The following is a 26955-nucleotide window of genomic DNA, read 5'->3' as shown; positions in this document are numbered from 1 at the left end:
TGTCAGTATTCGCTGTATTTGCGCGCATCGCCACGCACCTGCTGCGCCGGGTATTTCTGTGCGTTCAGTTCCATCTTTTCCAGCACGGCCCCATGCAGGTCGACGCCACTCTTGTCGGCCAGGCGCACCAGATACATCAGCACGTCGGCCAGTTCGTGGCGGATGCCCGTGCGCTTCGCTTCGTCCAGTTCCGCGTCCGCCCCCGTGGGCAGCCACTGGTAGTGTTCCACCAGTTCCGCCACTTCCACGGACAGGGCCATGGCCAGGTTTTTCGGCGTGTGGAATTGCTCCCAGTCGCGTTCGTCGGCAAAGGCGCGCAGGCGCGCGCGAATGTCGAGCAAGCTGTCGGTGGGCGCGCTCATGCCGCCACCTGCAGCGTTTTTTCCATGAAGACACTGAACGGATCGTCGGGATAGTCGCCGTACGGTCCGCGCCGCTGGTAGCCGTGGCGCGCGTACAGGGCGATGGCTTCTGGCTGGTGGATGCCCGTCTCCAAGGTCAGCAAGCGGCAGCCGCGCGCCAGCGCCTGTTCTTCCAGCAAGGCCAGCAGGCGTTTGGCCAGGCCCAGGCCGCGGCTGTCCGGGTGCACGTACATGCGCTTGACCTCGCCGAAAGCGGGCGTGACGACGATGGCGCCGCAGGCGCGCGCCGCACCGGCCGCATCGCGGGCGACGGCAAACAGCAGGGTCTCTGGCGGCAAGGATGCCAGGTCCAGCGAGTAGACGCACTCGGCCGGGTACAGGGTCTGTTGATAGGCATCAAGCTCGGCGATCAGGGTTTGCACATCGGCTTGCTGCGGCGATTCCAGGCGGATAGTCATGAGGGAGGTCGAATGAATGGGACTTCTCCCATGGTATCACTGCGGCTGCGTCAGGCGCATGGTCAGGCCGATGGGCGACATCACAAAACCCATCAGTTCCTGCGCCTCGCCGCCATCGGGCGTGTCGACGCCGGCGATGTCGAAGCTGCCCAGCAGCATGGCCATGGCGATCTTGATTTCCAGCAAGGCCAGGTAGCGGCCCGGGCACGTGCGCAAGCCGGCGCCGAACGGCATCGAGGCGCGCTTGTTGTTCGCCTCGCCGCTTTCGGCCAGCCAGCGTTCGGGCTGGAAGGCACTGGCATCGGGAAAGTGCGCATCGGATACGGTGTCGTTGCGCATCACGCACCACACGAGGGTGCCGGCCGGCACGGCGATGTCGGCGATGACCGTGTCGCGCAGCGCTTCGACGGGCAGGAAGGGCGCCACCGGTTTCAAGCGCATGGCTTCGCTGGCGCAGGCGCCCAGGTAGTCGAGGCCATCCATCTGCTCGATCGTGAAGTGCGCCACGTCGGGCGCCAGGCGCCGCACTTCCTCGCGCGCCCGCGCCAGGGTGTGCGGATGGCGTTGCAACATGTAGATGATCCAGGAAATCGTGTTGGCCGTCGTATCTTCACCGGCCAGCAGCATGGTCAGCACATTGCCGGCCACGTTGCGGTCCGTCACGCCGCTGCCTTCCAGGTCGGCGGCGGCGATCATGGCTTCGAGCAGGTTGGGCGGGTGTTCGCGGCGCGCCGGGTCGTGCGCCATGCGCGTGCGCGCCTGCTGCACCAGGTCGTCCACGGCGGCGGAAAGGGCCGCTACGTCGCGGTCCAGCCGGCGGTCGACGGGCAGCTTGACATAGCGCCAGTACGGGAACATGGACAGGCTGCGCCGCGCCACGGCGGGCAGGATGTCGTCCATGTGGCGCTGGATTACGTCCTCGCCCGATTCGAGCGTGTTGACTTCCGTGCCAAAGGCCAGGCCGGCGATGATGTCGACCGTGTAGCGTTTCAGGTCGCCGTCCAGGTCGATCGCCTGGCCTTGCGTGGCGGCAAGATGCCAGCGCCGCTGCAAGCGCTGCGCCACCGTCACCAGCGCGGGGAAATAGGCCTTGATGGCGCCGGGCGCCATGCCGGCCATGACCATGCGGCGCTGGTTGCGCCACTCCGTGCCCTCGGCCAGGAACAGGCCGGGGATGCCGCCCATTTCCTCGGACACGATGGAGCTGCTGAGCGGGCGGCGAAAACCGTCGGGCCGGTCGCGCAGCACGGCGCCGACGGCCTCGCTGTCGGCCACCACCAGCACCAGGGTGCGGCCGAACCAGGCGCGCATGTAGGGGCCGTAGCGCCGCACCCACGCTTCCACGTCGCGGTGGATGCGCGTGAGCTTGAGTTGCAGGCTGTTGCCGACGATGGGCAGGGCGAAGGGCCCCGGCAAGCGGCGGATCTGGCGCAGCGGCCGGGCAATGTCGGGTGCGGCGGCGTGGTCGAGTGGCGGCATGGCAAGCTCCTGTTTCAGTGGGAACGATGGCATGACTGTAGCGCGCTTGCGCGCCCGCGTCTTGAACGAATACGACATCGTGCGCGGCCAGAAATTGCCGGTACAATCGTCGCCATGCCTGCCGCCCCTATGCCCCTGACCCGTTTGATCGCGCCGCGCACCGCGCTCGCTTCCTGCGTACGCGCCTTCCTCGTGCGCGACACCACGGGCTGCGCGCCCCTGCCGCCGGTGCAGCGCCTGAACCGCTTTCCCGCCGCGCCCATGTGCAGCATCATCTGGACCGTCGCGGGCGACGTGGAAGCGGCCGCGCCGGGCCTGTCGCTGCGGGACGTGCGCATGCCGCCCGCGCTGTTCGGCGGGCCCCGATCGTATCCGCTGGTCAGCTACAACCCCGGTCCCGTGCGTTCGTTTGTCGTCATGTTTTATCCGGCCGCGCTGCATGCGTTGACGGGCGTGTCGATGGATGCCTTGCTGGACCAGTTTCGCCCGCTCGACGCGCTGTTCGATGCCGACTGGCAGGCCCTGTCGGACGCCGTGCTGGCGGCGCCGGACGACGAGGCCCGCGTCAGGCTGGTGGAAGATTTTCTCGCGCCGCGCTGGCAGCTGGCGCGCAAGAGCGGCGACCATCCTGCCGGTGCCGTGCAGGACTGGGTGCGCCGCCTTGGCGTGCAGGCGGCATCGACGGGCCTGGCCAGCAGCGCGCGCAATGTCGAGCGCCGCATCAAGGCCTGGGCCGGCCAGCCCATGCGCACCTTGCGCCGCATGCGCCGCGCGGAACAGCTGTTTCTCGACGAACGCGGCGCCATCCTGCAAGGCACGGCGTCCTGGTCCGACGTCGCCGCCAGCGGCGGTTACGCCGACCAGGCCCATTTCTGCCGCGAGACGCGCGAAATCACGGGCTTGAGTCCCACCGAGCTGGTGCGGGCCATGCGCGACGATGAAAGTTACTGGATTTACAGAATCTGGAATTGAGGGCGTAGGTCGGATTAGCGAGGCCTGGTCTCGCGTAATCCGACCTACCGCTCGCTGTACACCTTGCCCTTGGATAGGGTTACTTCATGGTGCCCCGCGCCGGGCGCCATCATGGGGAAGCAGTTTTCCGCGCCATGCACGCGCACGTCGAGGAAGTAGGGGCCGCTGGATTCCAGGCAGGCCGCCAGCGCCGCGTCGAGCTCCTCGCGCCGGCTCACCGTCTGTGCCTGCCAGCCGAACGCGCGTGCCAGGGCGACGAAATCGGGCAGCGCCTCCGTGTAGCTGTGGCTGTAGCGCTCGCCGTGGTGCAGTTCCTGCCACTGGCGCACCATGCCCATGTAGCCATTGTTCGACAACACCACTTTCACTGGCAGGCGGTGCTGCACGGCCGTGGCCAGTTCCTGGATATTCATCAGAATCGACGCATCGCCGCTGACGCACACCACGCGCTTGCCGGGATGGGCGATCTGCGCGCCGATGGCCGCTGGCAATCCATAGCCCATGGTGCCGGCGCCGCCCGAGGTGAGCCAGCGGCGCGGCTGCTCGAAGCGCAAGTGCTGTGCCGCCCACATCTGGTGCTGGCCCACGTCGGTGGCGACGATGGCGTCGCTGCCATCCATGCTTTCCAGCGCGGCCTGCAGCCGGCTCATCAGCGCCTGCGGCGCGATGACGTCAGGCGTATCGTTGAATGCCAGCGAAGCCTGCGCGCGCCAGCCGTCGATGCGTTGCCACCACGGCTGGCGGTCGGCCAGCAGGCGGCCGCGCAGCTGCGCCAGCAATGCCGCGAGCACGGGTGCGCAATCGCCGCGCAGGGCCACGTCGGCGCGCACCACCTTGCCGATCGACGCCGGGTCGATATCGATGTGGATGATTTTCGCGCCGGGACAAAAGGCATCGAGCCGCCCCGTGACCCGGTCGTCGAAGCGGGCGCCGACGCAGACGATCAAATCCGCATGATGCATGGCCAGGTTGGCTTCCAGCGTGCCGTGCATGCCCAGCATGCCGAGGAAGGCCGGGTGCGAGGCGGGAAAGGCGCCCAGGCCCAGCAGGGTCAAGGTGCACGGCGCGGCCGCCAGTTTCACCAGCTGGCCGAACGCGGCGCAGGCATCCAGGCCGGAATTGATAAGCCCGCCGCCGCCATAGAATACGGGCTGGCGCGCGCCGGCGATCAGGCTGGCGGCTTGCTCGATATCAGCCGCGCCGGGCAGGGGGGCAGGGACGGCGGCGACGGACGGCCGCGGCGTGCCGGCCGCGACCCGCGCCAACTGCATATCCTTGGGAAAATCGATCAGCACGGGACCGGGCCGGCCCTGCGTGGCCTGCGCGTACGCTTCCTGCACCACGCCAGCCGTCTCGTCAGCCGCGCGGATTTGCCGGTTCCACTTGGTGACGGGGCGCGAAATGCCCAGCGCGTCGCATTCCTGGAAGGCGTTCGTGCCGATGCTGGTGGTGGCCACCTGGCCGCTGATGCAGATGAGGGGAATCGAATCGCACAGGGCGTCGAGCAGGCCCGTGGTGGTGTTGCTCATGCCGGGGCCGGACGTGACGAAGACGACGCCGGGCCGGCCCGTGCTGCGCGCATAACCTTCGGCCGCATGCACGGCTGCCTGTTCGTGGCGCACCAGCACGTGGCGCAAGCGCGGCTGCGCGTGCAGCGCATCGTACAGGGGCAGCACGGCGCCGCCCGGGTAGCCGAAGACAGTGTCGACGCCCAGGGCCAGCAGGGTGTCGATCAGGACGCTGGCGCCGTTGCGCGGCGCAGTATCGGTGGCGGGAGCGAGGAGGGGAGCGGGATCGGGTTTCATGTGTCTATTTTCTGCTTGCCCCGACAGAAAAGGCTGCTTGTTTTCTCGTATAGAATGCAATCTTCAGCAAAATTTGCTGTGAAATATGGAGATGACAGAATGAAGCTGGATAAATTCGACCTCGCCATCCTGACGGCCCTGCAACAGGATGCCCGCATCAGCTTGCACGAGTTGAGCGCCAAGGTGGGCCTGACCTCGTCGCCATGCTGGGCCCGCATCAAGCGCATGGAAGACGATGGCGTCATCGAAGGCTATACGGTGAACGTCAACGCGGCCAAGGTGGGGCTGGCCGACACCGTCATCGTGCAAGTCACGCTGGACGACCATTCCGACCAGGCCCTGTTCGAATTCGGCCACGCGCTGGCCATGATCCCGGAAGTGCTGGAAGCGTTTCTCGTCTCCGGCGACTACGATTACTACCTGCGCATCGCGGTCAGCGACACGCGCGACTACGAACGCCTGCTGCGCGAGCGCCTGTATAAAATTCCCGGCATCCGCCACAGCAAATCGAGTTTCGTGCTGCGCCAGCTCAAACAGAGTTACCTGCCCTTGCAACGCTAGTTCCCCCGCACGGCGGGAGTTTTTCCCTAGTCCATCCCCTGTGGCTGTCCGATACTGGACGCAATAAAAACCACGATAAAACTGGGGATACGCATGAAACTGACTTTATTGGCCGCCGCTGCCATGGCGCTGTGCCAGGCGCAGGCCGCCGACCTTGCCGCTGACGCCAGCCTGGCCGCGAGCCTGGCCACTTCGGGTGACTTGCCCACCGTCATCATCACGGGCAGCATGCCGCTGCCCACCGTGGAGCAGCCGCGCGATGCCTTGGCCGCGCCCGTGCAGACGGCCAGCGCGCAGCAGATCGCCCGCAGCGGCGCGCTCGATATTTCCGCTTTCCTGCGCCGCAACCTGGGTAGCGTGGTTGTCAACGAGGTGCAGAACAACCCGTTCCAGCCCGACGTCAGCTACCGCGGCTACACGGCTTCGCCCCTGCTGGGCACGCCGCAGGGACTCTCCGTGTATCTGGATGGCATGCGCCTGAACCAGCCGTTTGGCGACGTCGTCAGCTGGGACTTGATCCCGCGCATGGCCATCGCATCGCTGACCCTGATGCCGGGCTCGAATCCCCTGTTCGGCTTGAATACCCTGGGCGGCGCGCTGGCCCTGCAGACCAAGGATGGGCGCAGCCACCCCGGTACCGCCATCGAGGCGCGCCTGGGTTCCGATAAACGGCGCGGCGTCGAGGTCGAGCATGGCGGCAGCAATGCGCAGGGCTGGCACTGGTATGTGACGGGCAACCGCTTCAAGGAGGCGGGCTGGCGCGACGATTCGCCGTCCGACGTGCGCCAGGCGTTTGGCAAGCTGGGCTGGAGCGATGCGCGCACGGACATCGCCGTCACTGTGGCCCACGCGGACAATGCGCTGACGGGCAACGGCTTGCAGGAACAGCGCCTGCTGGCGCGCGACTACCGCAGCGTCTACACCAAGCCGGATTTGACGCAAAACAAATCGACCCTGCTGAACCTGACGGGCAAGCACCAGGCCGGCGTTGGTTTGCTCTTGTCCGGCAATGTGTACTACCGCAAGATCGACACGCACACGTTTAACGGCGACCTGAACGATGAGTCGCTCGACCAGTCCGTCTACCAGCCCGGCGCGGCCGAGCGTGCGGCCCTGGCGGCGGCCGGCTACACGGGCTTTCCCGCCAGCGGGGCGAATGCATTCAACACGCCATTCCCCAAATGGCGCTGCATCGCCAACGTGCTGCTGAACGATGAGCCGGCCGAAAAGTGCAATGGCATGCTCAACCGCAGCCATACGCGGCAGGAAAACTATGGGTTTTCCGGCCAGGTCACCGCCCTGGCCGACGTGGCGGGAGCACGCCATGCCGTCACGGCCGGCGCCGCCTACGACACGAGCCACGCCACCTTCCGCCAGACGAGCCAGTTTGGCTATCTGAATCCCGACCGCAGCATCACGCCCGTGGATTTCTTTGCCGATGGCACGCAGATCGATGACGATGGCACGCCGGTCGACAACCGGGTCGACTTGAGCGGGCGCATGCGCACGTGGAGCGTGTATGCGAGCGACAGCATGGCGTTCAATCAAGACCTGACCCTGACCATCTCCGGCCGTTACAACCGCAGCACGGTGCGCAACCGCGATGCCATCACGCCCGGTGGCGGCAGCGGCTCGCTCGATGGCGACCATCGTTTCAGCCGCTTCAATCCCGCCATCGGCCTCGCCTATGCGCCGGCCGGAGGTATCGGCGCGTATTTCGGCTACAACGAAGGCAGTCGCACGCCGACGGCCATCGAACTCGGTTGCGCCGACCCGGAAAACCCATGCCGCCTGCCCAACGCCATGGCCGGCGACCCACCACTAAAGCAGGTGGTGACGAAGACGTGGGAGGCGGGCGTACGCGGCCAGTGGCGCGACGTGGCCCGCTGGAGTGCGGGCGTGTTCCGCGCGGAAAACCATGACGATATCCTGTTCGTCGCCGACAACCAGGCCGGTTTCGGCTATTTCAAGAATTTCGGCAAGACGCGCCACCAGGGCGTGGAGCTGGCGGTCGACGGCAAGGCGGGCGCGCTGGACTTCGGCGTCAACTACACGTGGCTGCAGGCGACCTACCAAAGCCGGGAAACCGTCAACGGCAGCGCCAACAGCAGCAGCGACGCGGAGGCGCCCGGCCTGGAAGGCAATATCGTCATCGCGCCGGGCAACCGGATTCCCCTGACACCGAGGCATATCCTGAAGGCGCACGTGGATGTCCAGGGAGGGCGCGACTGGACGGTGGGCCTGGCCATGACGGCCGTCTCCAGCGCGTATGCGCGCGGCAATGAAAACAACCAGCACCAGGCGGGCGGGCCAGCCTACCTGGGCGCGGGCAAGAGCGGCGGCTATGCCGTGGTCGAGCTGAACGGCAAGTACCAGCTGACGCCCCGGCTCAGCGTGTTCGCCCAGGTGAATAATCTGTTCGATCGGAAATATGCGACAGCGGCCCAGCTGGGCGCGACGGGTTTCGATGCCAGCGGCAATTTCAGTGCCCGGCCGCTGCCCGCCGTGAACGGCGAATATCCGATGGTCAATGCCACGTTTTATGCGGCCGGCGCGCCGCGCAGCGTGAACGTGGGCCTGCGCTACGCGTTTTAAGGGTGGATATGCTCAATGACACCATTGCGCAGCGCAAGATGGACAAGGGCGGCGGGGCCGGGCACGTCGAGCTTTTCCTTGATGCAGGTCTGGTGGTTGGCCACCGTCTTGCTGCTTACGTGCAGCAGGCGGGCGCAGTCGGCGGCGCTGCGGCCTTCGGCCAGCAGGCGGAAGATTTCGAATTCGCGCTGGCTCAGGCTGCTCAAGCGCTGCGCTTCCATGCGGGCCGTGCCTTGCAGCACGCCCGGTGCGCTGTGCGGGTCCAGGTAGCGCCGGCCCGCGTGGGCGGCGCGCACGGCGTCGACCAGGTGTTCCGGGTCGGCCTGCTTGCTGACGAAGCCGCAGGCGCCGCCATCGAGCGCGCGCGCGATCAACTGCGGCGTGTCGTGCATGGTAAACACCAGCACGCGGGCGGCGGCATCGCGGGCGAGCAGCTTGCGCAGCAATTCCAGGCCGCCGATGCCGGGCATGGACAAATCCGTCACGCAGACGTCGGGCGCCTGCTCCAGGTGCAAGGCATACGCCGTCTCGCCATTGCCCGCCTCGGCCACGACGGCGATGTCGCCGCCCTGTTCCAGCAGGCGGCGGTAGCCCGTGCGCACCACCGGGTGGTCGTCCACCAGCATCACGCGGATCGGCCGTATGCCGCCGTGCATGGCGCTCATGCCGCGCACCGTGCCGCCAGGGCCACTTCGATGCGCAAGCCCTTGCCCAGCGCGCTGATCCAGCGGATATGGCCGCGCAAGCCGGCCACGCGCTCGCGCATGCCCAGCATGCCGTAACCGGATGCCTTCTGCATGTCCTGGCGCAAGCCCCGGCCATTGTCTTCGATGGCCAGGTGCAGCACGCCGCGCGCATCGGCGCGCAATTCCACCGTGGCCTGGTCGGCGCCCGCGTGGCGCGCCACGTTCGTCAAGCCTTCCTGCACCAGGCGGTAGATGGCGGTGGCGGTGCTGTCGTCGAGGCCGGCGGGGATGGCGTGCGCCGCGAAATGGCAGGCGATGCCGTGCTGCTGGGCCCAGCTGTCGCACAGCGCCTGCAGGGCCGGCGCCAATCCCAGGCTGTCGAGCACGGGCGGGCGCAGCCGGCGCAGCATGGTGCGCACCATCGCATGCAGCGCTTCCGAGGAGCGGGCGATGCTGGCGGCGCAGGCCTGCACGTTGGCCTGGTCGCCATCGCGCGCGCGCAGGATGTAGCTGGCGGCGGCGCGGATGGCCGTGCAGTCTTGTCCCACTTCATCGTGCAGCTCGCGCGCCAGCGCGCAGCGTTCCTCTTCCTGCGCGCGCAGCAGGCGCTGCGTGAGGGCGCGGTTTTGCGCCAGCAGCAGCGCCACCTGGCGTCCGCGCCGCACGGCAAAGCCGGCCAGCGCCAGCACCAGCAGCAACAGGCTCAGGACCAGTTCATCGAGTTGCCAGTGTTCCTGGCGCCAGAGCGCGCGCGTCAGCCGTTCGGCCAGGTCCAGCCTGGCGGCCAGCAGGAAAAAAGCCAGCGCCAGCGTGCCGCACGCGATGATGCGCCGGGCCGGCAGCGTGCCTGAGCGGCCGCTGCCGGCCAGTTGGTAGTGTTCCATGATGCTGCTCCCTGAGCACGGTCGATCTCTTTGTTGTGCAAGCTTCATGCCATCGGTGCTGGGGCTGTGGCCGGGCGCGTGGCGGGGAGAGACAAGTGTTCCAGGATGGAACAGGTGTACCGCGATGTGACGGGAAGATGATGGTGCGGCAGGCGCGGTTTTCGAGCTTATCTGAAGTCGGGCCGGCACGCTGGCGCGCACGTCTGCAGTGCGCAGCATTGTTGTTCCAATGTAACGTTGAGATTGCTCAAGCTTTCATAGATAAAACAAAACAAAGTTTCGCGGAGCTAGATAAAAAATAAATAAATGATATTAAAAATATGTTATTTGTTTTATGCGATTTGCTATATTTGTTGACACTTTTGTGAAAAAGCTGAAAGCGGGCGCCAGACCTGCCGACCTATCTATCCACAACAAACAAGGGAATAGAATGAATCGTTCATCACATGCGCGGGTATCGCCCGCCACCGCCAATCCGCCCGCTACCCGCGGTCGCGCCACCATCCTGGCCGCGCTGGCCACCTTGTCCGTGCTGGCCTCGGCGCCGGCCATGGCCGATGTCCTGACCTTCGATAACTTGCGCCCCGACGTGTATGCCAGCGGCCAGACGCTCAATACGTCGAGCTACAACCTGCTGTTCCTGGCCGATCCGACCACGGCGGCCGGCGGCGGCGTCAGCGGCGTGGGCGCCATCCTCGATGGCCGCGTGGGCTCGTCGTGCGATATCGCCGCCTGCCCGCAGGGCGCCACCGGCAATTACCTGGCCATCCTCAACGATGGCGGCGTGAATTTTTCGCGTGCCGACCGCCAGGCGTTCAGTCTGGCCGGTTTCGATTATTCCTTCATCGCGCCCGTATCCGGCTTGCCCAACATGAATTGGGGCCAGTTGCAGCTGAGCGGCACCCTGAGCAACGGCCAGGTGATCAGTACCTCGCTGGCGTTCCCAGGCCAGGGCGGCGATGGCAATTACCATTTCCAGGGCGCTTCCCTGCTGGGCGGCTTCAGCAACTACGCGTTTACGGGCCTGACCTTCAACGCGTGCATTTTCAATGACACTGGCGCGTGCAGCAATTCCATCGATTTCCCCGCCTTTAATCAGGGCCAGTTTGCGCTCGACAATATCAACATCAGCGCCGTGCCGGAACCGTCGACCTACATGCTGATGCTGGTCGGCCTGGGCGCCATCGGCATGCTGTCGCGCCGCCGCACCGGCAAGTTCGCAGCGTTCACCGTACAAGGAGCGTGAGATGAAATTACGTCCCGTTTCACTCGGTATCCTCCTGCTGGCCGCCAGCCTGGCGCAAGCGGCGCAGGCGCAGGAACGCCGCTCCTACATCGTGCAATTGGTCGACAAGCCGGCCGCCACCTACACGGGCCAGGTCGACGGCCTGGCCGCCACCAAGCCGCCCCCGGGCGCGCGCATCAACGTGGGCGCCGCCGATGTGCAGGCCTATTTGAACTACCTCGACACCAAGCAGGCCGCCGTGGCCGGCACCGTCAGCGCGGCTGAAATCACGCACCAGTACAGCGTCGTCTTCAACGGCTTTTCCGCCTTGCTGACGGACGATGAAGTGCGGGCCCTGAAGAAAAACAGCGGCGTGGCCAGCATCAGCGCCGACTCCATCCTGCAGCTCGACACCAGCTACACGCCCAGCTTCCTGGGCCTGGACAAGCCGGGCGGCATCTGGGAGCAGCTGGGCGGCAAGGCGCACGCGGGTGAAGACATCATCATCGGCATCGTCGACAGCGGCATCTGGCCGGAAAACACGGCCTTTGCCGACCGCCTGGACGAGAATGGCGTACCTAGCCACAGCGGCAACAATGTCGTGTACGGCGCGCCACCGGCCAGCTGGCAGGGCACTTGCCAGACGGGCGAAGGTTTCTCCGCCGAGAATTGCAACAACAAGCTGATCGGTGCACGCTACTACCGCGCCGCCACGTCGGCGCTGCACTGGACGGAATTTTTGTCGCCGCGCGATTCCGTCGCCGGCCTGACGGGACACGGCGGCCATGGCACGCATACGGCCTCCACGGCCGGCGGCAACAATGGCGCCCTGGCCACCTCGAACGGCGTGTCGCTGGGCAAGGCATCGGGCATGGCGCCGCGCGCCCGCATCGCCGCCTATAAAGTGTGCTGGACGGCCGCATCGACGGGCCGCAACGGTTGCGCCACGGCCGACAGCGTGGCCGCCATCGACCAGGCGGTCAAGGATGGCGTCAACGTCATCAACTTCTCCATTGGCCCGAACGCGGGCGGCGGCGCCTTCGACGAACCGACGGAAGTCGCCTTCCTCGGCGCGGCGGCAGCCGGTGTATTCGTTGCCACGTCGGGCGGTAATTCCGGCCCGGCCACCCCCGCACCGGACGTGCCGGCGCCCGTGTCGCACATCAGCCCGTGGCTGGCAACCGTGGCCAATTCCACCCACAACCGCCTGTACGCGGGCAATGTCATCCTCAGCAACGGCACCAAGCTGGAAGGCGCGTCGAGCAATGCGAAGACGCCGGCGCTGCCGCTGATCCGCTCGCGCGACGCGGGCCTGGCCGGCGTGCTGCCGACGGACGTCAATCTGCTGCGCTGCTTCGGCGCGGCCGATGCCACTTCGGCGTATCTGGATCCGGCGAAAGTGGCCGGCAAGATACTCGTGTGCGACCGTGGCGGCAACGTGCTGGTCAACAAGAGCGCGAATGCAAAGACGGCCGGCGCGGCGGGCGTGATCATCGCCAACGTGGCCGGCGGCGCCAACACCATCATCAACCAGGCGCACGTGCTGTCGACCGTGCACCTGGCGCAGGCGCAGGGCGACGCGCTGAAGGCCTTCATGGCGGCGACGCCCGATGGCACGGCGGCGCTGGGTGAAGTCCATACGATCCCCGACACCACGGTGCAGGCGCCGATCGTCAGCGACCGCTCCTCGCGCGGGCCGAACGTGGCCAATGCGAACATCCTGAAACCGGATCTCTCGGCGCCCGGCACCAACGTGCTGGCCGGCGTGACGGCCGACCTGACGCAGGCGCAGCGCGATGCCGTGGCGGCGGGCGGCGTGGCGCCGGCGGCCGAGTGGGATTTCTATTCCGGCACTTCGATGGCCAGTCCGCACGTGGCTGGCGTGGCGGCGCTGCTCAAGCAGCAGCATCCCGACTGGTCGCCCGCAGCCATCAAGTCGGCGCTGATGACGACGGCCTTCAGCACCTATTCGGATGGCTTGAACGGTTCCGTGTCGTGGGATGCCACGGCGAAGACCTCGGGCCAGCTGCCATGGGGCCAGGGCGCCGGCCACATTGCGCCGAACAGCGCGGCCGATCCTGGCCTCGTGTACGACATGTCGGAAATCGACTATGCGCGCTTCCTGTGCGGCCTGAACCTGAAGGTCTACAGCGCCGCCACGTGCCAGGCCATCGGTACCATCACGGCCTATAACCTGAACCTGGCGTCGCTGACGGCGGCCAACGTGCTGGGCACGCAAACGCTGACGCGCACGGTGACCAACGTGGGCGCCAGCAGCGCCGTCTACAACGTCTCGGCCAGCCTGCCCGGCTATACGGTGGCGGTGACGCCTACCAGCCTGAACCTTGCGCCGGGCGCCAAGGGCCAGTACCAGGTCAAGCTGACGCGCACCACTGCGCCGGCCAATACCTGGACCTACGGCGCCCTGAGCTGGACGGATGGCACGCACACCGTGCGCAGCCCGCTGACGGCGCGCGGCACCTCGCTGGCCGCCATTCCGCTGGTCAGCAGCGAAGCGGCCACGGGCAGCAAGGTGCTGACCCTGGGCACGGGCTTCACGGGCGCGCTGGTCGGCGTCAAGTCGGGTCTCGTCGAAGCCGTGCGCCAGACGCGCACGATCGGCCAGGCGGCGACAGGCGCTGCCGCATCGGCTGCCTGCAAGGCGGGCGGCGCCACGGGTGTGAACGTGCACAACGTGGTGATCCCGGCCGGCACCCTGGCGGCGCGCTTTGCCACCTACGATGCGGAAACGACGGGCGGCGCGAATACCGACATGGACATGGAGGTCTACAACGCCGCCAATGTGCTGGTCGGCAGCAGCGGCAATGAGAGTTCGAATGAGCAGGTGGAACTGCGCCTGCCTGCCGCCGGCACCTACAAGGTGTGCGTGATCGGTTTTGCGCCGCAAAACGGCCAGGCAGACTACACCTTGTCGTCGTGGGTGCTGGCGCCGGGCTTGAACAACGGCAGCTTCAAGGCGCTGATGCCGGGCACGGCCTACACGGGCGGCACCGCATCTGTCTCCCTGAGCTGGTCCAACCTGGCCGAAGGCAAGCGCCACCTGGGCGCCGTCGGCTACCAGGTGGCTGGCGTGGTGCAGGGCGTGACGGTGGTCGAGGTCAATACCAATGATCCCGTGCCGCTGTTCCAGAATGCGCGCGGCGCCAGGCCGGTGCTGGCGGAATAAACCGTTCATTGTGTGAACGCAAGGCGTGCCTCCGGGCACGCCTTTTTTTATGGGAACCCCCGTTCGCCAGGAATAGCGCTTGCGCGCCGGCAAAGCCACCGGTATCTTGTCGGATAGCCATGGCTTTGTGCCCTGGCATTCTTGGGGAGTCGCGCGTGACCAGTTTCCGCACCAATACCGACCGCCTGCTGGAAGTGCGCCTGCAGGATGAAAAAGTGCTGGCGATTGCCGGCGCCATGGTCGCCTATACGGGCGCCATCAAATTTGAAAAGTCCCTGCTCGGTGGCGAGGGCATCTTTGGCGCGCTCAAGCGCAAGGTGACGAACGAAGGCATGCAGGTGATGCAGGCCGCCGGCACGGGCACCGTGTTTTTCGCGCAGAATGCGGCCGAGATCACCGTCATGGCGCTGGCCGGCGAAAAGCTGACCATCGAAAGCAGCAGCCTGCTGGCCTACGACACGAGCCTGAAGACGGGCACCAGCTTTGCGGGTTTGCGCGGCGCCAGTTCCGGCCAGGGCCTGTTTTCCACCACCGTGGAAGGCAACGGCAACCTGGCCGTCATTTCGCGCGGCAACCTGATCATGCTGGAAGTGACGCCGGCGCATCCGTTGCGCGTGGACCCGGACGCCTTCGTCGGCTTCAAGGGCGACATCCGCCAGGAATTCGTTTTTGATGTCAACTGGCGCACGATGATCGGCCAGAGCTCGGGCGAATCGTACCAGCACAAATTCACAGGCCAGGGCGTGGTGTTCATCCAGCCCGCCGAACGTTAAGTCAGCGAGGACCCGCGATGCCTGTCTATCAGCAGATCAATGAAAAGATGCTTGAGGTCAAACTCGGCAATGAAGAAGTGTTCGCGCGCAAGGGCGCCATGGTGTCGTATCAGGGCGACGTGGCGTTCAGCCGCTCCTTCCTGGCCGGCCAGGGCGTGCAAAGCCTGGCCATGCGCGCCGTCACGAATGAAGGCTACGCCATGATGTCGGCGCGTGGCACGGGCAGCGTGTTTTACGCCCAGGGCGGCCTGTTCGTCACCATCGTGCCCGTGCGCGGCGAAACGTTTTATGTGGAAAGCGATTCCCTGCTGGCCTTCGATGCGCGCCTGACGGCCGGCACCATGTTCCTCGGCAACCAGGGCGGCGTGCAGGGCGTGGTGCGCGGCATGGCCTCCGGCCAGGGCTTGTTTACCACCACCTTGCAAGGCACGGGTGAAGTGGCGATCCTGTCCGACGGCAACGCCATCGGCTTGCCCGTCACGCCGGACGTGCCCGTGTTTGTCGACCCGCAAGCGTATATCGGCCATACGGGGCAGCTGAGCTCGACCATCGTTACGGACCTGAACTGGAAAACCTTCGTCGGCCAGGCGTCCGGCGAATCGTACCAGGTGAAGTTCACGGGCCAGGGCACGGTCTATATCCAAGCGAGCGAAAGGTAAGCCATGACGATTTACAATCCCGATACCTTGCCGAAGAACGATAACCTGAACCGTTTTTCGTATGTCATCGACGTCAAGGAACAGATCTTCATTCGCAAGGGCAAGATGATCGCCTTCTATGGCGAGCTGCGCTTCGAAGCCATGGGCAGCAGCGTGCTCGACCTGATCGTGCGCAATGCCTTCAATGCACCGAAATACATCCACCACTTTGTCGTGGCGCAAGGGCAGGGCCAACTGATCCTGGGCGACAACGGCAATGATCTGGCGTGCTACGACCTGGACAACGCCAACATGACCATCCGCGCGAAAAACCTGCTGGGTTTTACGAAGGACGTGATTTGCCAAGAATCGACCTTGCCCGGCTATCTGACCATGATCGGCACGGGCAAGGTGATCGCCTCGTCGAACGGCCCCGTGCATTTCCTGGAACTGCCGTGCCGCGTGGATGAACAGGCCGTGCTGGGCTGGGCCGATTGCCCCAGCCCCTCGTATCACTACGATTACGCCCACGTGCAGGGCTGGGCCTCGGCCGCCGGCGCGCTTACCGGTTTCAGTTTGTCGGGCGAGGAAAAACAGATCGACTTCACGGGCGCCGGCACGGTGCTGGTGCAGTCGTCCGAGCTGGACGTGACGGGCAGTTCCGCCCTGATGCAGCTGCTGGCGCAATTGCCGCTGCTGGGCAAGGAGGACCTCGGTACCTTGAGTCTTTCCGTGCAGCAGCAGATGAAGCAGGAGCGTTAAGCTACTTGGCGGCCGCCCAGCCGGGCGGCCGTTTCTCCAAAAAGGCGGTGACGCCTTCGTCCGCATCCTCTTCCATCATGTTGCGCGCCATCACGTCGCCCGCGTACGCATACGCGTCGTCCAGCGGCAGCTGGCGCTGTTGGTAAAACATTTGCTTGCCGTAGCGGATGGCCGTCGGGCTTTTCGCCATGATCTGCTGCGCCAGGCGCGCCACGGCGTCGTCGAGCGCTGTGTCGGCCACCGTTTCGTTGATCAGGCCCCAGTTGGCGGCCGTGTCGGCATCGATGAAGCGGCCCGTCACCAGCATGTCGAAGGCCCGCTTGGGCGAGACATTGCGCGACAGGGCCACGGATGGCGTGGCGCAGAACAGGCCCACGTTGATGCCGGACACGGCAAAGCGGGCGGACGCTCCCGCCACGGCCAGGTCGCAGCTGGCGACCAATTGGCAGCCGGCCGCCGTGGCGATGCCGTGCACGCGGGCAATCACGGGCACGGGCAAGGTTTGAATGGCTTGCATCACGCGCGAGCATTGCGCGAACAGGGTTTGGTAATACGCAAGCTGGCGCGTCGCCTGCATCTGGCGCAAATCGTGGCCTGCGCAAAACGCCTTGCCTTCGGCGGCCAGCACCACGCAGCGCACGTGCGGCTGCCCGGCGATGAAGTCGAGTTCAGCCTGCAGCGCGGCCAGCATGGCTTCCGACAGGGCATTGAATTGCAGGGGACGGTTCAGGCGCAGGGTGACCAGGCCACCCTCGTCCTCGCGCAGCACCAGCGGTGCTTGCGTGTCATGTGTTGCGGTCATGCGGTCTCCAGTGGCCTGATGGCCTTGTTATTTTAGGAAATCTTATTTGGCGGCGTTGACGCTGCCGATGCCGGCGATCGACTTGTGCACGATCTTCGGCTTGCCGTAATAGATCAGTTCGCCCATGCCGCGCACCACGGCGTTCAGTTCACCCGAGGAATACACCTTGACGGAACCGATGCCGTCGAAATTGACGTCGACGTTTTTCGCCAACAAGGCTTTCGTATCGACTTCACCCACGCCTTGCGCCTTCAGGCGCAGCCAGTCGACTTGTCCATCGGCAGCCAGGCGGCCCGCGCCCTTGTAGCTGATGTCGACTCGTGGACCATTGAGCTTGGTCAATATCTTTTCTCCCGCGCCTTCCGCGATCAGCTTGCGCAAGGTGGGCATGGTGATGATCACCCGCGGGTCGCCATCCGTCTTCTTGATGTCCTTGTCCTTCATGGAAATTTTCAGCTCGCCATCGACCACTTCCGTGATCACGCCGCTGAGGAATTTCTGGTCGCCGCGCAGCAGCAGGCTTTGCTCCTTGCCCGATTCGACTTCGATGCTGATGGGGCCGCGGATGTCGATGGCGTTGAAGGCGCCGACCGTGCGGGTTTGCTCGTCGGCATGGGCGAGCGTGGAGAGGCAGGCAAGGGACAGGACTGACAACAGGAACAGAGGGCGCATGGCGGTTTCCTTGAGTAGTTGATCAGTGTATTCTATTGTGCAACATCTCCATTGGGGAGAAATTTGCGATGAACTGCACAAATCGCGGCGCGGATGATACGGTTGCTATCGGGCAGCCGCGCGCCCGGCAAGGCGCCATTGGGCTATGCTATGGCGTACCGCGTCCTGGAGACTGCATGAAAAATTACCACAAAGAAGATTATCCCGTCGCCGACATCCGGCGCTTCCTTGAACCGGGGCCCGTGGTGCTCGTCAGTTCAACGTGGAAGGGGGAAAGCGACGTCATGACCATGGCCTGGCACATGCTGATGGAATTTACGCCATCCTTGCTGGGCTGCTTCATTTCCGACGCGAACCACAGCTATGAAATGATCAAGCGCAGCATGGAGTGCGTGATCAACCTGCCCACTGCCGATATGGTCGACCAGGTGGTGGCCATCGGCAATTGCAGCGGCGAAGATACGGACAAGTTCACGGCCTTCGGCCTGACACCGCAGCCGGCCGAGCAGGTGGGCGCGCCCCTGATCGCCGAGTGCTACGCCAACTTCGAATGCAAGCTGGCCCAGGTGTCGGGCAACCCGAAAGGCGGTTTCTTCATTTTCGAGTGCGTGAAAGCCCACGTGGCCACGTCGCCCAAGCTGCCCGAAACCCTGCACTATCGTGGCAATGGCGAGTTCATGGTGTCGGGCAGGACCATCAGCCGCAAGAGTCTGATGAAACCTGAAATGCGTTAACCCCAAACGCAAGGGCCGGGGTCGGACCCTGGGGGGCCGACCCCAGATGTTGTCATTGGGTTAAATGACCCCTTGCGCCAGCATCGCATCGGCCACTTTGACGAAGCCGGCGATATTGGCGCCATCCACATAGCTGACCGTGCCGTCGGCGCGCGTGCCGTACTGCTTGCACGCGGCGTGGATGCCTTGCATGATCTGCAGCAAACGCGCATCGACTTCTTCGCGCGGCCACGATATGCGGGCCGCGTTCTGGCTCATTTCCAGGCCGGACGTCGCCACGCCGCCCGCATTGCTGGCCTTGCCCGGCGCGTACAGCACGCCGGCCGCTTCGAAGGCCTTGGCGGCCTCGATGGTGGTGGGCATGTTGGCGCCTTCGGCCACGCACTGCACGCCATTGGCGATCAAGGTGCGTGCATCGTCGATGTTCAGTTCATTTTGCGTGGCGCAGGGCAGGGCGATGTCGACCGGCACATGCCATGGCGATACGCCTGCTTCGAAGCGCACGCCCGTGCGCGCGGCGTAATCGCTGACCCTGCCATACAGATGGTTCTTGATCTCCATCAGGATGGCCAGCTTTTCCGGCGTGAAACCTTCCTCGTCGATGACGGTGCCGCTCGAATCGGAGACGGTGATGACTTTCGCGCCCATGGCCATGGCTTTCTCGACCGCGTATTGCGCCACGTTGCCCGAGCCGGACACGGACACGCGCATGCCTTCGAACGAGCGGCCCCGGGTTTTCAGCATTTCCTGCGCGAAATACACGGTGCCGTAGCCCGTCGCTTCCGGACGCATCAGCGAGCCGCCGAAGCTGGCGCCCTTGCCCGTGAATACGCAGTCGGCACGGTTGCTGAGCTTTTTCATCATGCCGGCCATATAGCCCACTTCGCGCCCGCCCACGCCGATGTCGCCGGCCGGCACGTCCGTGTCCGAACCCACATGGCGGAACAGTTCGCTCACGAAGGCCTGGCAGAAGCGCATCACTTCGCCCGGGCTCTTGCCCTTCGGATCGAAATCGGCGCCGCCCTTGCCGCCGCCCATCGGCAAGGTGGTCAGGGCATTCTTGAACGTCTGTTCGAAGGCGAGGAATTTCAGCACGGACAAGGTGACGGAAGGGTGGAAGCGGATGCCGCCCTTGTACGGCCCGATGGCCATGCTGTGCTGGATGCGGTAGCCGCGATTGACTTGTACTTGCCCGTGGTCATCGACCCACGACACGCGGAACATCACCACGCGCTCCGGCTCGATCAAGCGTTCCAGCAAGCCTTGTTCCGCGTATTTCGGGTGCTGTTCCAGGAATGGCCACAAGCTCTCCATGACTTCGGTGACGGCTTGCAGAAACTCGGGTTGACCTGGATTGCGTGCGGCGACATGCTGGACATACTCGTGAGCAGATGCGTATTTCATCAGAATTCCATGGAGGTAATCGGTTATTTGGGCAACTATCATCGCAGATTTTGCACGAAAATGGTGCGGAAATTTGGTTTTGAGGGGTTTCTGCTACATTGTGGGGATTTTTGAGGACGTTGCGACCGATGCGAGTGGTAAACGACAACGCCAGCCCGAAGGCTGGCGTTGTTGTTGCGGATCGCCTGGTCAAGCCAGGATCGTCATCACCCCGCCATGCTGCGCAGAATCAGCCCCGTGATGTAGGCGCCGTAGGTGCCCAGCGCATAGCCAAGCACGGCCAGCAGCACGCCGACGGGGGCCAGGGCCGGATGGAAGGCGCTGGCGATGACGGGGGCGGAGGCGGCGCCGCCGATGTTCGCCTGCGATCCCACGGCCATGAAGAACAGGGGGGCGCGGATCAGTTTGGCGACAAGCAGCATCAGGCCGCCATGCACGGCGATCCAGATCAGACCCAGCAGGAACAAAAACGGCTTGTCGAGCAGGGCGCCCAGGTCCATGTGCATGCCGATCGTTGCCACCAGCACGTACAGCATGGCCGAGCCGATGGTCGAGGCGCCCGCGCCTTCCAGGCTGCGCGCCTTGGTAAAGCTGAGCAGCAAGCCGAAGGTGGTGGCGAGCACGACGATCCAGAAGAAGTTCGACGTCAGGCTGTAGTCCTGCAAGCGCCATGCGGCGGGCAGGGTGTTGATCCAGCTGATGATGGGGCCGGCCAGGAAGTGCGACAGGCCCGTCACGCCCAGGCCCACGCCGAGAATGATCATGATGTCGGTCAGGGTGGCGATGCGCGCATGCTGCGTGCGGTAGCTTTCGATGCTGTCCTTGAGCGCATTGATGGCCGTCAAATCGGCACCCGTCCAGCGGTCGAAGGCGCCCGCGCGTCCGGCCAGGAACAGCAGCACGGCCGTCCACACGTTGGCCACCAGCACGTCGACGGCGACGAACTGGCCAAACAGGGTGGCGTCCACTTCAAACACTTCCTTCATGGCCGCCTGGTTGGCGCCGCCGCCTATCCACGAGCCGGCCACGGTGGTCATGCCGCGCCACGTGTCGCCTGCCACCGTTTCCGGGTGGATCAAACGCAAGGCTTCGAACGAGACGAGGGCGCCCAGCATGACGCCCAGGGTGCCGGTCAAGAACATGATGATGGCCTTGGGGCCGAGGCGGATGATGCCGCCGAAATCGATGGCCACGCACAGAAGGACCAGCGCGCTGGGCAGCAGGTAGTCGCGCGCCACCGCATACAGGCCGGAAGCGTTGCCATCGATGATGCCAAACGTGTTGAGCAGTGCCGGGATCAGGTAGCACATCAGCAGCGACGGGATATAGGTATAAAACTTTTTCCAGAAGCCATTTTGGCGGGAAGCGGTCCAGAAGACGCTTCCCAGGGTCATGGCGAGCAAGCCGAGGACGACGGCGTCATTGGTGATCAGGGCAGAGGTGGCAGGTGGCATCGGGGATTCCGGTGAACGTGTCAGGGACGCACCGGGTGCCGATAAGGCCCCCGGGCGCAGGGTGGCCGTATCGTATAGCAATGTTGAAGCCTAAACAAATTGTTTAGGCGGTGATGTGTGGATTTTTACTTGTCAAATCAAACACTTAGATACTGGTTCCTCACCCCGCGCTGCAGACTGGCGGTTACAAATAGCGCGCCAGCAAGGCCTTGTCGAGGGCCCCGTCGAGTTCAATGCGCACGAAGTGGCCGCTGCCGGGCGCCACCTGGATCTCGCTGCCGTCATCGCCGAGCATGCGGGCAATAGTGAAATCGCGGTTGCCACCCGGATGCACGGCCTCGATGCGGTCGCCCACGGCGAAGCGGTTTTTCACTTCCACCCTGGCCCAGCCGTCCGTCACGCCCAGCACGTCGCCCACATACTGGCTGCGGTCCGCTTCCGACGCGCCGCGCATGTAGTTCTGGTGCGTCTGCGTGTGGTGGCGCTGGTAGAAACCATCCGTGTAGCCGCGGTTGGCCAGGCCTTGCAGCTGACCTAAGAGACCAATATCGAAGGGGCGGCCCGCCACGGCGTCATCGATGGCCTGGCGGTAGACTTGCGCCGTACGCGCCGCGTAGTACAGCGACTTGGTGCGGCCTTCGACCTTCAGCGAATCGACGCCGATTTTCACCAGGCGCTCGATGTGCTCGACGGCGCGCAAATCCTTCGAATTCATGATGTAGGTGCCGTGCTCGTCCTCGAGTATCGGCATCAGCTGGCCCGGACGCTGGGCTTCTTCAATAAAATATGGCTGGTCGGCCAGCGGGTGGCGCGGCTGCTGGTGCAGGGCGGAAAACGCGTTGTTGTCGGCTTCGGCCAGCGCATGGTGAAATTCCAGCGGCACTACCTGCATGCCGCCCAGGTCGCCGCTGGCGTCTTCGGATGCATTTTTCACCTTGTAATCCCAGCGGCAGGAATTCGTGCACGTACCCTGGTTGGGATCGCGGTGGTTGAAATAACCGGACAACAGGCAGCGCCCCGAATAGGCGATGCACAGGGCGCCATGGACGAATACCTCGAGCTCCATTTCCGGGCAGCGCTGGCGGATTTCCTCGATCTCGTCGAGCGACAATTCGCGCGACAGGATCACGCGCGTCAAGCCCATGCGGTGCCAGAATTTGACGTCGGCCCAGTTGACGGCGTTCGCCTGCACCGACAGGTGCACGGGAATCTCCGGCCACTTGTCGCGCACCATCATGATCAGGCCCGGGTCGGCCATGATCAGCGCGTCCGGACGCATGGCGATCACAGGTTCCATGTCGCGCAAATACGTTTTCAGCTTGGCGTTGTGGGCGAAGATGTTGCTGGCGACAAAGAATTGCTTGCCGCGCGCATGCGCACCATCAATTCCCTCCTGCAAGGCTTGCAAGGTCGAAAAATCATTATTGCGCACACGCAAGCTGTAGCGCGGCTGGCCCGCGTAGACGGCGTCAGCGCCAAAGTCGAAGGCGGCATGCATCTTGGCCAGGGAGCCGGCAGGCAGGAGGAGTTCGGGAGCGTGGCGCATGGAGGAGGGGCAAAGCCGGCGATTGTAAGCGGGCGGCGAGCGCATTGCATTGCCCTGGATCAAGGGATTGCAAGGCGCTGCGCCGTGGCAGCCTAGGCGGCCGGACAGATGTTCTGGTTGGCGCGGAACAGGTTGGCGGGATCGTATTGCTTCTTGATGCGCGCCAGGCGCGGATAGTTCACGCCATACGCGTCGGCCGTGCGCCCGCTTTCATCCTCGGTCAGGAAATTGACGTACACGCTGCCCGTCGCATACGGCGCGGCGTCGTTGAAAAACTCGCGTGCCCAGGCGATGCAGCGTGCGTCATCGGCCGGCTCGTCCCAGCGCGTGTGCACGTTCATCACGTACAGGGCGTCGCGGTGCGGATAGGCCGTATCCTGCGGCGCCGGCCGGCTCGCCTGCGCGCCCAGCAGGCCGAGGAAGATTTCGCATTGCGGCGTCGGCAGCTTGCCGGCATGGCGGATGACAGTATCGATGGCCGCGTCGCTGAGCTGCGTGAAGTTGTGCGATTTCCAGTAATTGCGCGCGCCCGGCGTGAGCAGGGCATCGAACGCCTGTTGCCAGGCCGTGTACGGCATGCTGCCCAGGTGCATGCCCAGCGGCTGGCCGAAGCTGCCGATGCGCTCGATCGCTTCCTGCATGGCGGCAGATTGCACGGGTGAAAAGACGGGCAGGACCAGCACGTCCTGGCTGTGCACTTCCGGTGGCAGGAAGGGCAGCGGCGGCGCCTTGCGCAAGACGGCCCAGACGGTCAATTCATCGGGCATGCCGTCGACGAAATCGCGGTATTTCGTCAGCACCGCCTTCGCTTGCGCGTAAGGAAACACGATGAGGCCAGCCGTGACTTGCGGCCCCACCGGATGCAGCTGGAACTCGAAGCGCGTGACCACGCCGAAGTTGCCGCCGCCGCCGCGCAAGGCCCAGAACAGGTCGGGATGCTCCGTCGCGCTCGCATGCAGGAATTGTCCATCGGCCGTGACGACGTCGGCCGCCAGCAGGTTGTCGGCCGCCAGGCCCAGCGTGCGGCTGAGCCAGCCAAAGCCGCCGCCCAGGGCCAGTCCTGCCACGCCCGTGGTGGAATTGATGCCCAGCGGCGTGGCCAGGCCGAACGCTTGCGCCTCGTGGTCGAAGTCGTGCAAGGTGGCCCCGCCTTCGACGTGGGCGCGGCGTTGTTGCGGATCGATATGCACCGAGCGCATGCCGGACAGGTCGATCACCAGGCCATCGTTGCACAGGGCGCTGCCGGCGATATTGTGGCCGCCGCCGCGCACGGCCAGGGGCAGGCCGTGGTCGCGCGCATATGCCAGCGCCGTGCGCACGTCGGCCGTGCCCGCGCAGCGCGCGATGAGGGCCGGATGCCGGTCGATCATCGCATTCCAGACGGCGCGCGCGCTGTCGTAGCCGGCGTCGTTCGTTTGTAGCAGTTGCCCTCTCAATGAGGCTTGCAACTCATTGAGCTGGCCGTTCGTCAAGGTATTCATCGTGTACCTCCCAGCGGCTGCATGCGGTTATGGGTATGGTGACGGGAAGCAGGAGGACTGTCCCCGCGTGCCGGCCTGCATGCATCGTTTGCCAGCGCGTGGTTTCATGATAGGAAGGCGCCAGACGGTACGCAAGCCCAGGTGCTGGCAACTGAAACAAGGAAGTGCGAGGGCTTGCGCTGCGACAGACGATGGGCTGCCTGACCGACGGGGGTGCCGCTTCAGGCGTAGGGCGTGCCCGCCATGGCGGCGTTCAAGCCCGTGTGTCCCCGGTCCACCAGGGACAGGAAGCCGGCCTTGGCCAGTTGCGCGTCGCCATGTTGCGCGAAGGCACGGTGCGCTTCGATGAGGGCGGTGCTCCAGGTGGCCAGCAGCAGACTGGCCGCCAGGTGCGCGAGGGGATCGCTTGCATCGCGCCCCGTGGATTCGGTCAGCGCTTGCGCCACCACTTGCGCCAGTTCGTCGCGGATGGCCCGCGCCCGCGCTTTCAAGGTATCGCTGGCTTCGATGGTGGCAATGAAACCCTGACCAGCGGCGGAAAAGGTGATGTAGGGACTGTCTTCCAGTACCAGCCGGTGCGCCAGCAGGCGCAGGGTTTCGATGGGCGGGATGGCGGGATCGCGCTGGCGCAAGGCGTCGCGCAGCAGTTCGCGCCCCTCTTCCTCGCGGTCGAAGAACATGTCTTCCTTGCGGGGGAAATGGTTGAACACCGTCATGCGTCCCACGCTGGCGGCCGCCGCGATCTCGTCCACCGTCACTTGCTCGAAGCCGCGCACGAAGAACAGGCGCGTGGCGGCATTCGAGATGGCTTGGCGGGTGGCAAGGCGTTTGCGGGAGCGGAGGTCGGAAGGAATCGTCATGTTGCCACGATCATACACGAAGTGTACTGAGTACAGATAAGGCTTGCTGGCGCGGCAAGGCTGGGCGTACTATTTATATACTGAGTACATATTTAGATTGAGTATATGAAAGAATCTGTTCCCGTGGCGGAATTGCCCGTCATTTTTACCACTGTCGTGCTCGACGCCGTCGGCATCGGCCTGATCTTTCCCATCCTGCCGGCGCTGCTGCGGGACGTCACCCATGCCGCCAATGTGGCGCCGTATATCGGCATCATGACGGCCCTGTATGCGTTGATGCAGTTCATCTTTGCGCCCGTGCTGGGGGCGCTGAGCGACCGCCTGGGCCGGCGCCCCGTGCTGCTGCTGTCGCTGGCGGGCGCGGCCGTCAATTACCTGTTCCTCGCCTTTGCGCCCAGCCTGTGGATGCTGTTGCTGGGGCGTGCCATCGCCGGGTTGACGAGCGCCAACGTTTCCGTGGCCACCGCCTACATCACCGACATTTCTCCCGAGGTGAAGCGGGCGCGCCGCTTCGGCTTGCTCAACGCCATGTTCGGCGCAGGCTTCATCATCGGCCCCGTGCTGGGCGGCGCGCTGGGCGATTACGGGCTGCGCCTGCCGTTCATGGCGGCAGCCGTTTTGAATGCCGGCAATTTGCTGCTGGCCTGGCATCTGCTGCCAGAATCACGCGCCCCCTCGCGCACGCCGACACGGGGGAAAATCGACCTGGCGGCATTGAACCCTCTGCGCCCGTTGCGCTGGGTTTTCTCGGAGAAAAGCTTGCTGCCGATTACCGTCATCTTCTTTACCTTCAGCGCGGCCGGCGAAGTGTATGGCGTGTGCTGGGCGCTGTGGGGCCACGACGCGTTCGCGTGGAACGGGCTGTGGATCGGCCTGTCGCTGGGCGCCTTTGGCGTGTGCCAAGCGCTGGCCCAGGCTTTTTTACCTGGCCCGGCCGTGAAACTGCTGGGCGAGCGCGCCACCATCCTGGCGGGCGTGGCCTGCGCCTGCGTGGCATTGACCGTCATGGCGTTTGCCACGCGCAGCTGGATGATCTTCGCCATCATGCCCGTGTTCGCTCTTGGCGGCATCGGCGCGCCGGCCTTGCAGTCGCTGGCGACGCGGCAAGTTGCCGAGGACCGGCAAGGCCAGTTCCAGGGTGTGCTGGCCTCGGCCGTGAGCCTGGCATCCGTCCTGTGTCCGCTGGTGTTTTCCAGCATCTATTTTGGCGTCAGGGCGTACTGGCCCGGCGCCATCTGGCTGTCGGTGATCGTCGTGTACGCGGCACTGGTACCGCTCGTGCTGGGCTTGCGCTTGCAGAAACCGGCGCAAGCCCTGGCAGGCTAGTGCGCGTGCGAGGCCCCGCTGCTGCCGGCTTGTCCCGTCATGGGCAGATGTTCGGGCGGCATGCCGTCCTTGAACAATTGGCGTAGTTGCTGGCGCAGCTCCGGGGTATCGTGGTGATGGTGTACCGAGACTGCGTGTTCCACAGCAATGCCCAACAGCTCTTCCTCGCTGTCAGCCGAGATGGCTACCGAGCAATGCGTGTCGCTTGGGAATTCCCTGCAATCGATGTATTTGCGCGTCATGATCGACTCCTTTCTGGAAAGAGCGGGCACCGCACCCGCTCAATTCA

At 64.9% G+C, this 26955-nt stretch carries 24 protein-coding genes; 10 read left to right on the top strand and 14 right to left on the bottom strand.

Annotated features, from left to right (window positions below; all coding sequences use genetic code 11):
* Positions 1-2: 2 nt before the first annotated feature.
* From O3297_RS23005 to O3297_RS22995, 3 genes are read right to left on the bottom strand one after another with little or no spacing between them, the layout of a single operon-like run.
* Positions 3-362 (bottom strand): nucleotide pyrophosphohydrolase, encoded by a 360-nt coding sequence (locus O3297_RS23005; RefSeq protein WP_070259888.1) that lies wholly within the window; start codon positions 360-362, stop codon positions 3-5.
* On the bottom strand, positions 359-820 hold the full coding sequence (locus O3297_RS23000; RefSeq protein ID WP_034784299.1) for a GNAT family N-acetyltransferase: 462 nt from the start codon (positions 818-820) through the stop codon (positions 359-361). Before O3297_RS23000 ends, O3297_RS23005 begins: the two co-directional genes overlap by 4 nt.
* A 36-nt stretch (positions 821-856) precedes the next feature.
* Positions 857-2299 carry a cytochrome P450 gene (locus O3297_RS22995; protein ID WP_305050295.1) on the bottom strand — a complete coding sequence of 481 codons (1443 nt, stop codon included), beginning with the start codon at positions 2297-2299 and terminating at the stop codon, positions 857-859.
* A 114-nt stretch (positions 2300-2413) separates the two neighbouring features.
* Between O3297_RS22995 and O3297_RS22990 the strand changes: the two genes are divergently transcribed.
* Positions 2414-3271, top strand: a complete 858-nt coding sequence (locus O3297_RS22990) for an AraC family transcriptional regulator (protein ID WP_305050293.1) — start codon at positions 2414-2416, stop codon at positions 3269-3271.
* 44 nt (positions 3272-3315) lie between these two features.
* On the opposite strand, the gene ilvB is transcribed toward O3297_RS22990, so the two are convergent.
* Entirely contained in the window at positions 3316-5076 is a 1761-nt protein-coding gene (gene ilvB, locus O3297_RS22985) for a biosynthetic-type acetolactate synthase large subunit (RefSeq protein WP_305050292.1), read from the bottom strand.
* 99 nt (positions 5077-5175) lie between these two features.
* Here ilvB and O3297_RS22980 point away from each other — a divergent pair, with 99 nt between their 5' ends.
* Both O3297_RS22980 and O3297_RS22975 read left to right on the top strand, forming a co-directional pair.
* The gene (locus O3297_RS22980; protein ID WP_034784295.1) at positions 5176-5637 is read left to right on the top strand and encodes an Lrp/AsnC family transcriptional regulator; all 462 of its coding nucleotides are present in this window, start codon (positions 5176-5178) and stop codon (positions 5635-5637) included.
* Positions 5638-5730: 93 nt separating this feature from the next.
* Complete coding sequence (locus tag O3297_RS22975; RefSeq protein WP_305050291.1) at positions 5731-8232, top strand: TonB-dependent receptor; 2502 nt, start codon at positions 5731-5733, stop codon at positions 8230-8232.
* Here O3297_RS22975 and O3297_RS22970 read toward each other — a convergent pair.
* Together O3297_RS22970 and O3297_RS22965 are read right to left on the bottom strand one after the other, a co-directional pair.
* Positions 8229-8897, bottom strand: coding sequence for a response regulator transcription factor (locus O3297_RS22970; RefSeq protein ID WP_305050290.1), 669 nt, complete (start codon positions 8895-8897; stop codon positions 8229-8231). The two genes, O3297_RS22975 and O3297_RS22970, sit on opposite strands and share 4 nt — an antisense overlap.
* A complete protein-coding gene (locus O3297_RS22965) occupies positions 8894-9802 on the bottom strand; it encodes a histidine kinase (RefSeq protein ID WP_305050289.1) in 909 nt (302 codons plus the stop codon). Before O3297_RS22965 ends, O3297_RS22970 begins: the two co-directional genes overlap by 4 nt.
* Positions 9803-10232: 430 nt before the next feature.
* Between O3297_RS22965 and O3297_RS22960 the strand changes: the two genes are divergently transcribed.
* The 5 genes from O3297_RS22960 to O3297_RS22940 all read left to right on the top strand — a co-directional run bounded on the left by O3297_RS22960 (position 10233) and on the right by O3297_RS22940 (position 16387).
* The gene (locus O3297_RS22960) at positions 10233-11048 is read left to right on the top strand and encodes an NF038120 family PEP-CTERM protein (RefSeq protein WP_034784293.1); all 816 of its coding nucleotides are present in this window, start codon (positions 10233-10235) and stop codon (positions 11046-11048) included.
* Position 11049: 1 nt separating this feature from the next.
* The gene (locus tag O3297_RS22955) at positions 11050-14214 is read left to right on the top strand and encodes a S8 family serine peptidase (protein WP_305050288.1); all 3165 of its coding nucleotides are present in this window, start codon (positions 11050-11052) and stop codon (positions 14212-14214) included.
* A 155-nt stretch (positions 14215-14369) separates the two neighbouring features.
* A complete protein-coding gene (locus tag O3297_RS22950) occupies positions 14370-14987 on the top strand; it encodes an AIM24 family protein (RefSeq protein WP_034784290.1) in 618 nt (205 codons plus the stop codon).
* Positions 14988-15004: 17 nt separating this feature from the next.
* Positions 15005-15646: an AIM24 family protein gene (locus O3297_RS22945; protein WP_099389936.1), complete on the top strand. Its 642-nt coding sequence runs from the start codon at positions 15005-15007 to the stop codon at positions 15644-15646.
* A gap of 3 nt (positions 15647-15649) precedes the next feature.
* Positions 15650-16387, top strand: a complete 738-nt coding sequence (locus tag O3297_RS22940) for an AIM24 family protein (RefSeq protein ID WP_070282895.1) — start codon at positions 15650-15652, stop codon at positions 16385-16387.
* Between the two features lies 1 nt (position 16388).
* On the opposite strand, the gene O3297_RS22935 is transcribed toward O3297_RS22940, so the two are convergent.
* Positions 16389-17189: an enoyl-CoA hydratase gene (locus O3297_RS22935; RefSeq protein WP_305050284.1), complete on the bottom strand. Its 801-nt coding sequence runs from the start codon at positions 17187-17189 to the stop codon at positions 16389-16391.
* A gap of 42 nt (positions 17190-17231) precedes the next feature.
* Complete coding sequence (locus tag O3297_RS22930; RefSeq protein WP_070259867.1) at positions 17232-17861, bottom strand: head GIN domain-containing protein; 630 nt, start codon at positions 17859-17861, stop codon at positions 17232-17234.
* A gap of 176 nt (positions 17862-18037) precedes the next feature.
* Here O3297_RS22930 and O3297_RS22925 point away from each other — a divergent pair, with 176 nt between their 5' ends.
* Positions 18038-18595 carry a flavin reductase family protein gene (locus tag O3297_RS22925; RefSeq protein ID WP_092608849.1) on the top strand — a complete coding sequence of 186 codons (558 nt, stop codon included), beginning with the start codon at positions 18038-18040 and terminating at the stop codon, positions 18593-18595.
* Between the two features lie 60 nt (positions 18596-18655).
* Here the strand turns inward: O3297_RS22925 and gdhA are convergent, their stop codons facing one another.
* The 5 genes from gdhA to O3297_RS22900 form a co-directional block, all read right to left on the bottom strand.
* Positions 18656-19999 carry an NADP-specific glutamate dehydrogenase gene (gene gdhA, locus O3297_RS22920; RefSeq protein ID WP_034784281.1) on the bottom strand — a complete coding sequence of 448 codons (1344 nt, stop codon included), beginning with the start codon at positions 19997-19999 and terminating at the stop codon, positions 18656-18658.
* A gap of 206 nt (positions 20000-20205) precedes the next feature.
* Positions 20206-21453: a DUF819 domain-containing protein gene (locus O3297_RS22915; protein ID WP_305050280.1), complete on the bottom strand. Its 1248-nt coding sequence runs from the start codon at positions 21451-21453 to the stop codon at positions 20206-20208.
* Positions 21454-21637: 184 nt separating this feature from the next.
* On the bottom strand, positions 21638-22999 hold the full coding sequence (gene yegQ, locus O3297_RS22910; RefSeq protein WP_305050279.1) for a tRNA 5-hydroxyuridine modification protein YegQ: 1362 nt from the start codon (positions 22997-22999) through the stop codon (positions 21638-21640).
* Between the two features lie 92 nt (positions 23000-23091).
* Positions 23092-24480: an FAD-binding oxidoreductase gene (locus O3297_RS22905; protein WP_305050277.1), complete on the bottom strand. Its 1389-nt coding sequence runs from the start codon at positions 24478-24480 to the stop codon at positions 23092-23094.
* 221 nt (positions 24481-24701) lie between these two features.
* Positions 24702-25340, bottom strand: a complete 639-nt coding sequence (locus O3297_RS22900; protein ID WP_034784272.1) for a TetR/AcrR family transcriptional regulator — start codon at positions 25338-25340, stop codon at positions 24702-24704.
* A gap of 105 nt (positions 25341-25445) precedes the next feature.
* On the opposite strand from O3297_RS22900, the gene O3297_RS22895 reads away from it, so the two are divergent.
* Entirely contained in the window at positions 25446-26666 is a 1221-nt protein-coding gene (locus O3297_RS22895) for a TCR/Tet family MFS transporter (RefSeq protein ID WP_305050275.1), read from the top strand.
* Here O3297_RS22895 and O3297_RS22890 read toward each other — a convergent pair.
* Positions 26663-26908 (bottom strand): DUF1059 domain-containing protein, encoded by a 246-nt coding sequence (locus tag O3297_RS22890; protein ID WP_070282880.1) that lies wholly within the window; start codon positions 26906-26908, stop codon positions 26663-26665. The two genes, O3297_RS22895 and O3297_RS22890, sit on opposite strands and share 4 nt — an antisense overlap.
* Positions 26909-26955: the final 47 nt, after the last annotated feature.

Source organism: Janthinobacterium sp. SUN128 (assembly GCF_030587275.1).
Taxonomy (GTDB): Bacteria; Pseudomonadota; Gammaproteobacteria; order Burkholderiales; family Burkholderiaceae_D; genus Janthinobacterium; species Janthinobacterium lividum.
This window is presented reverse-complemented; position numbering and strand designations above follow the sequence as displayed.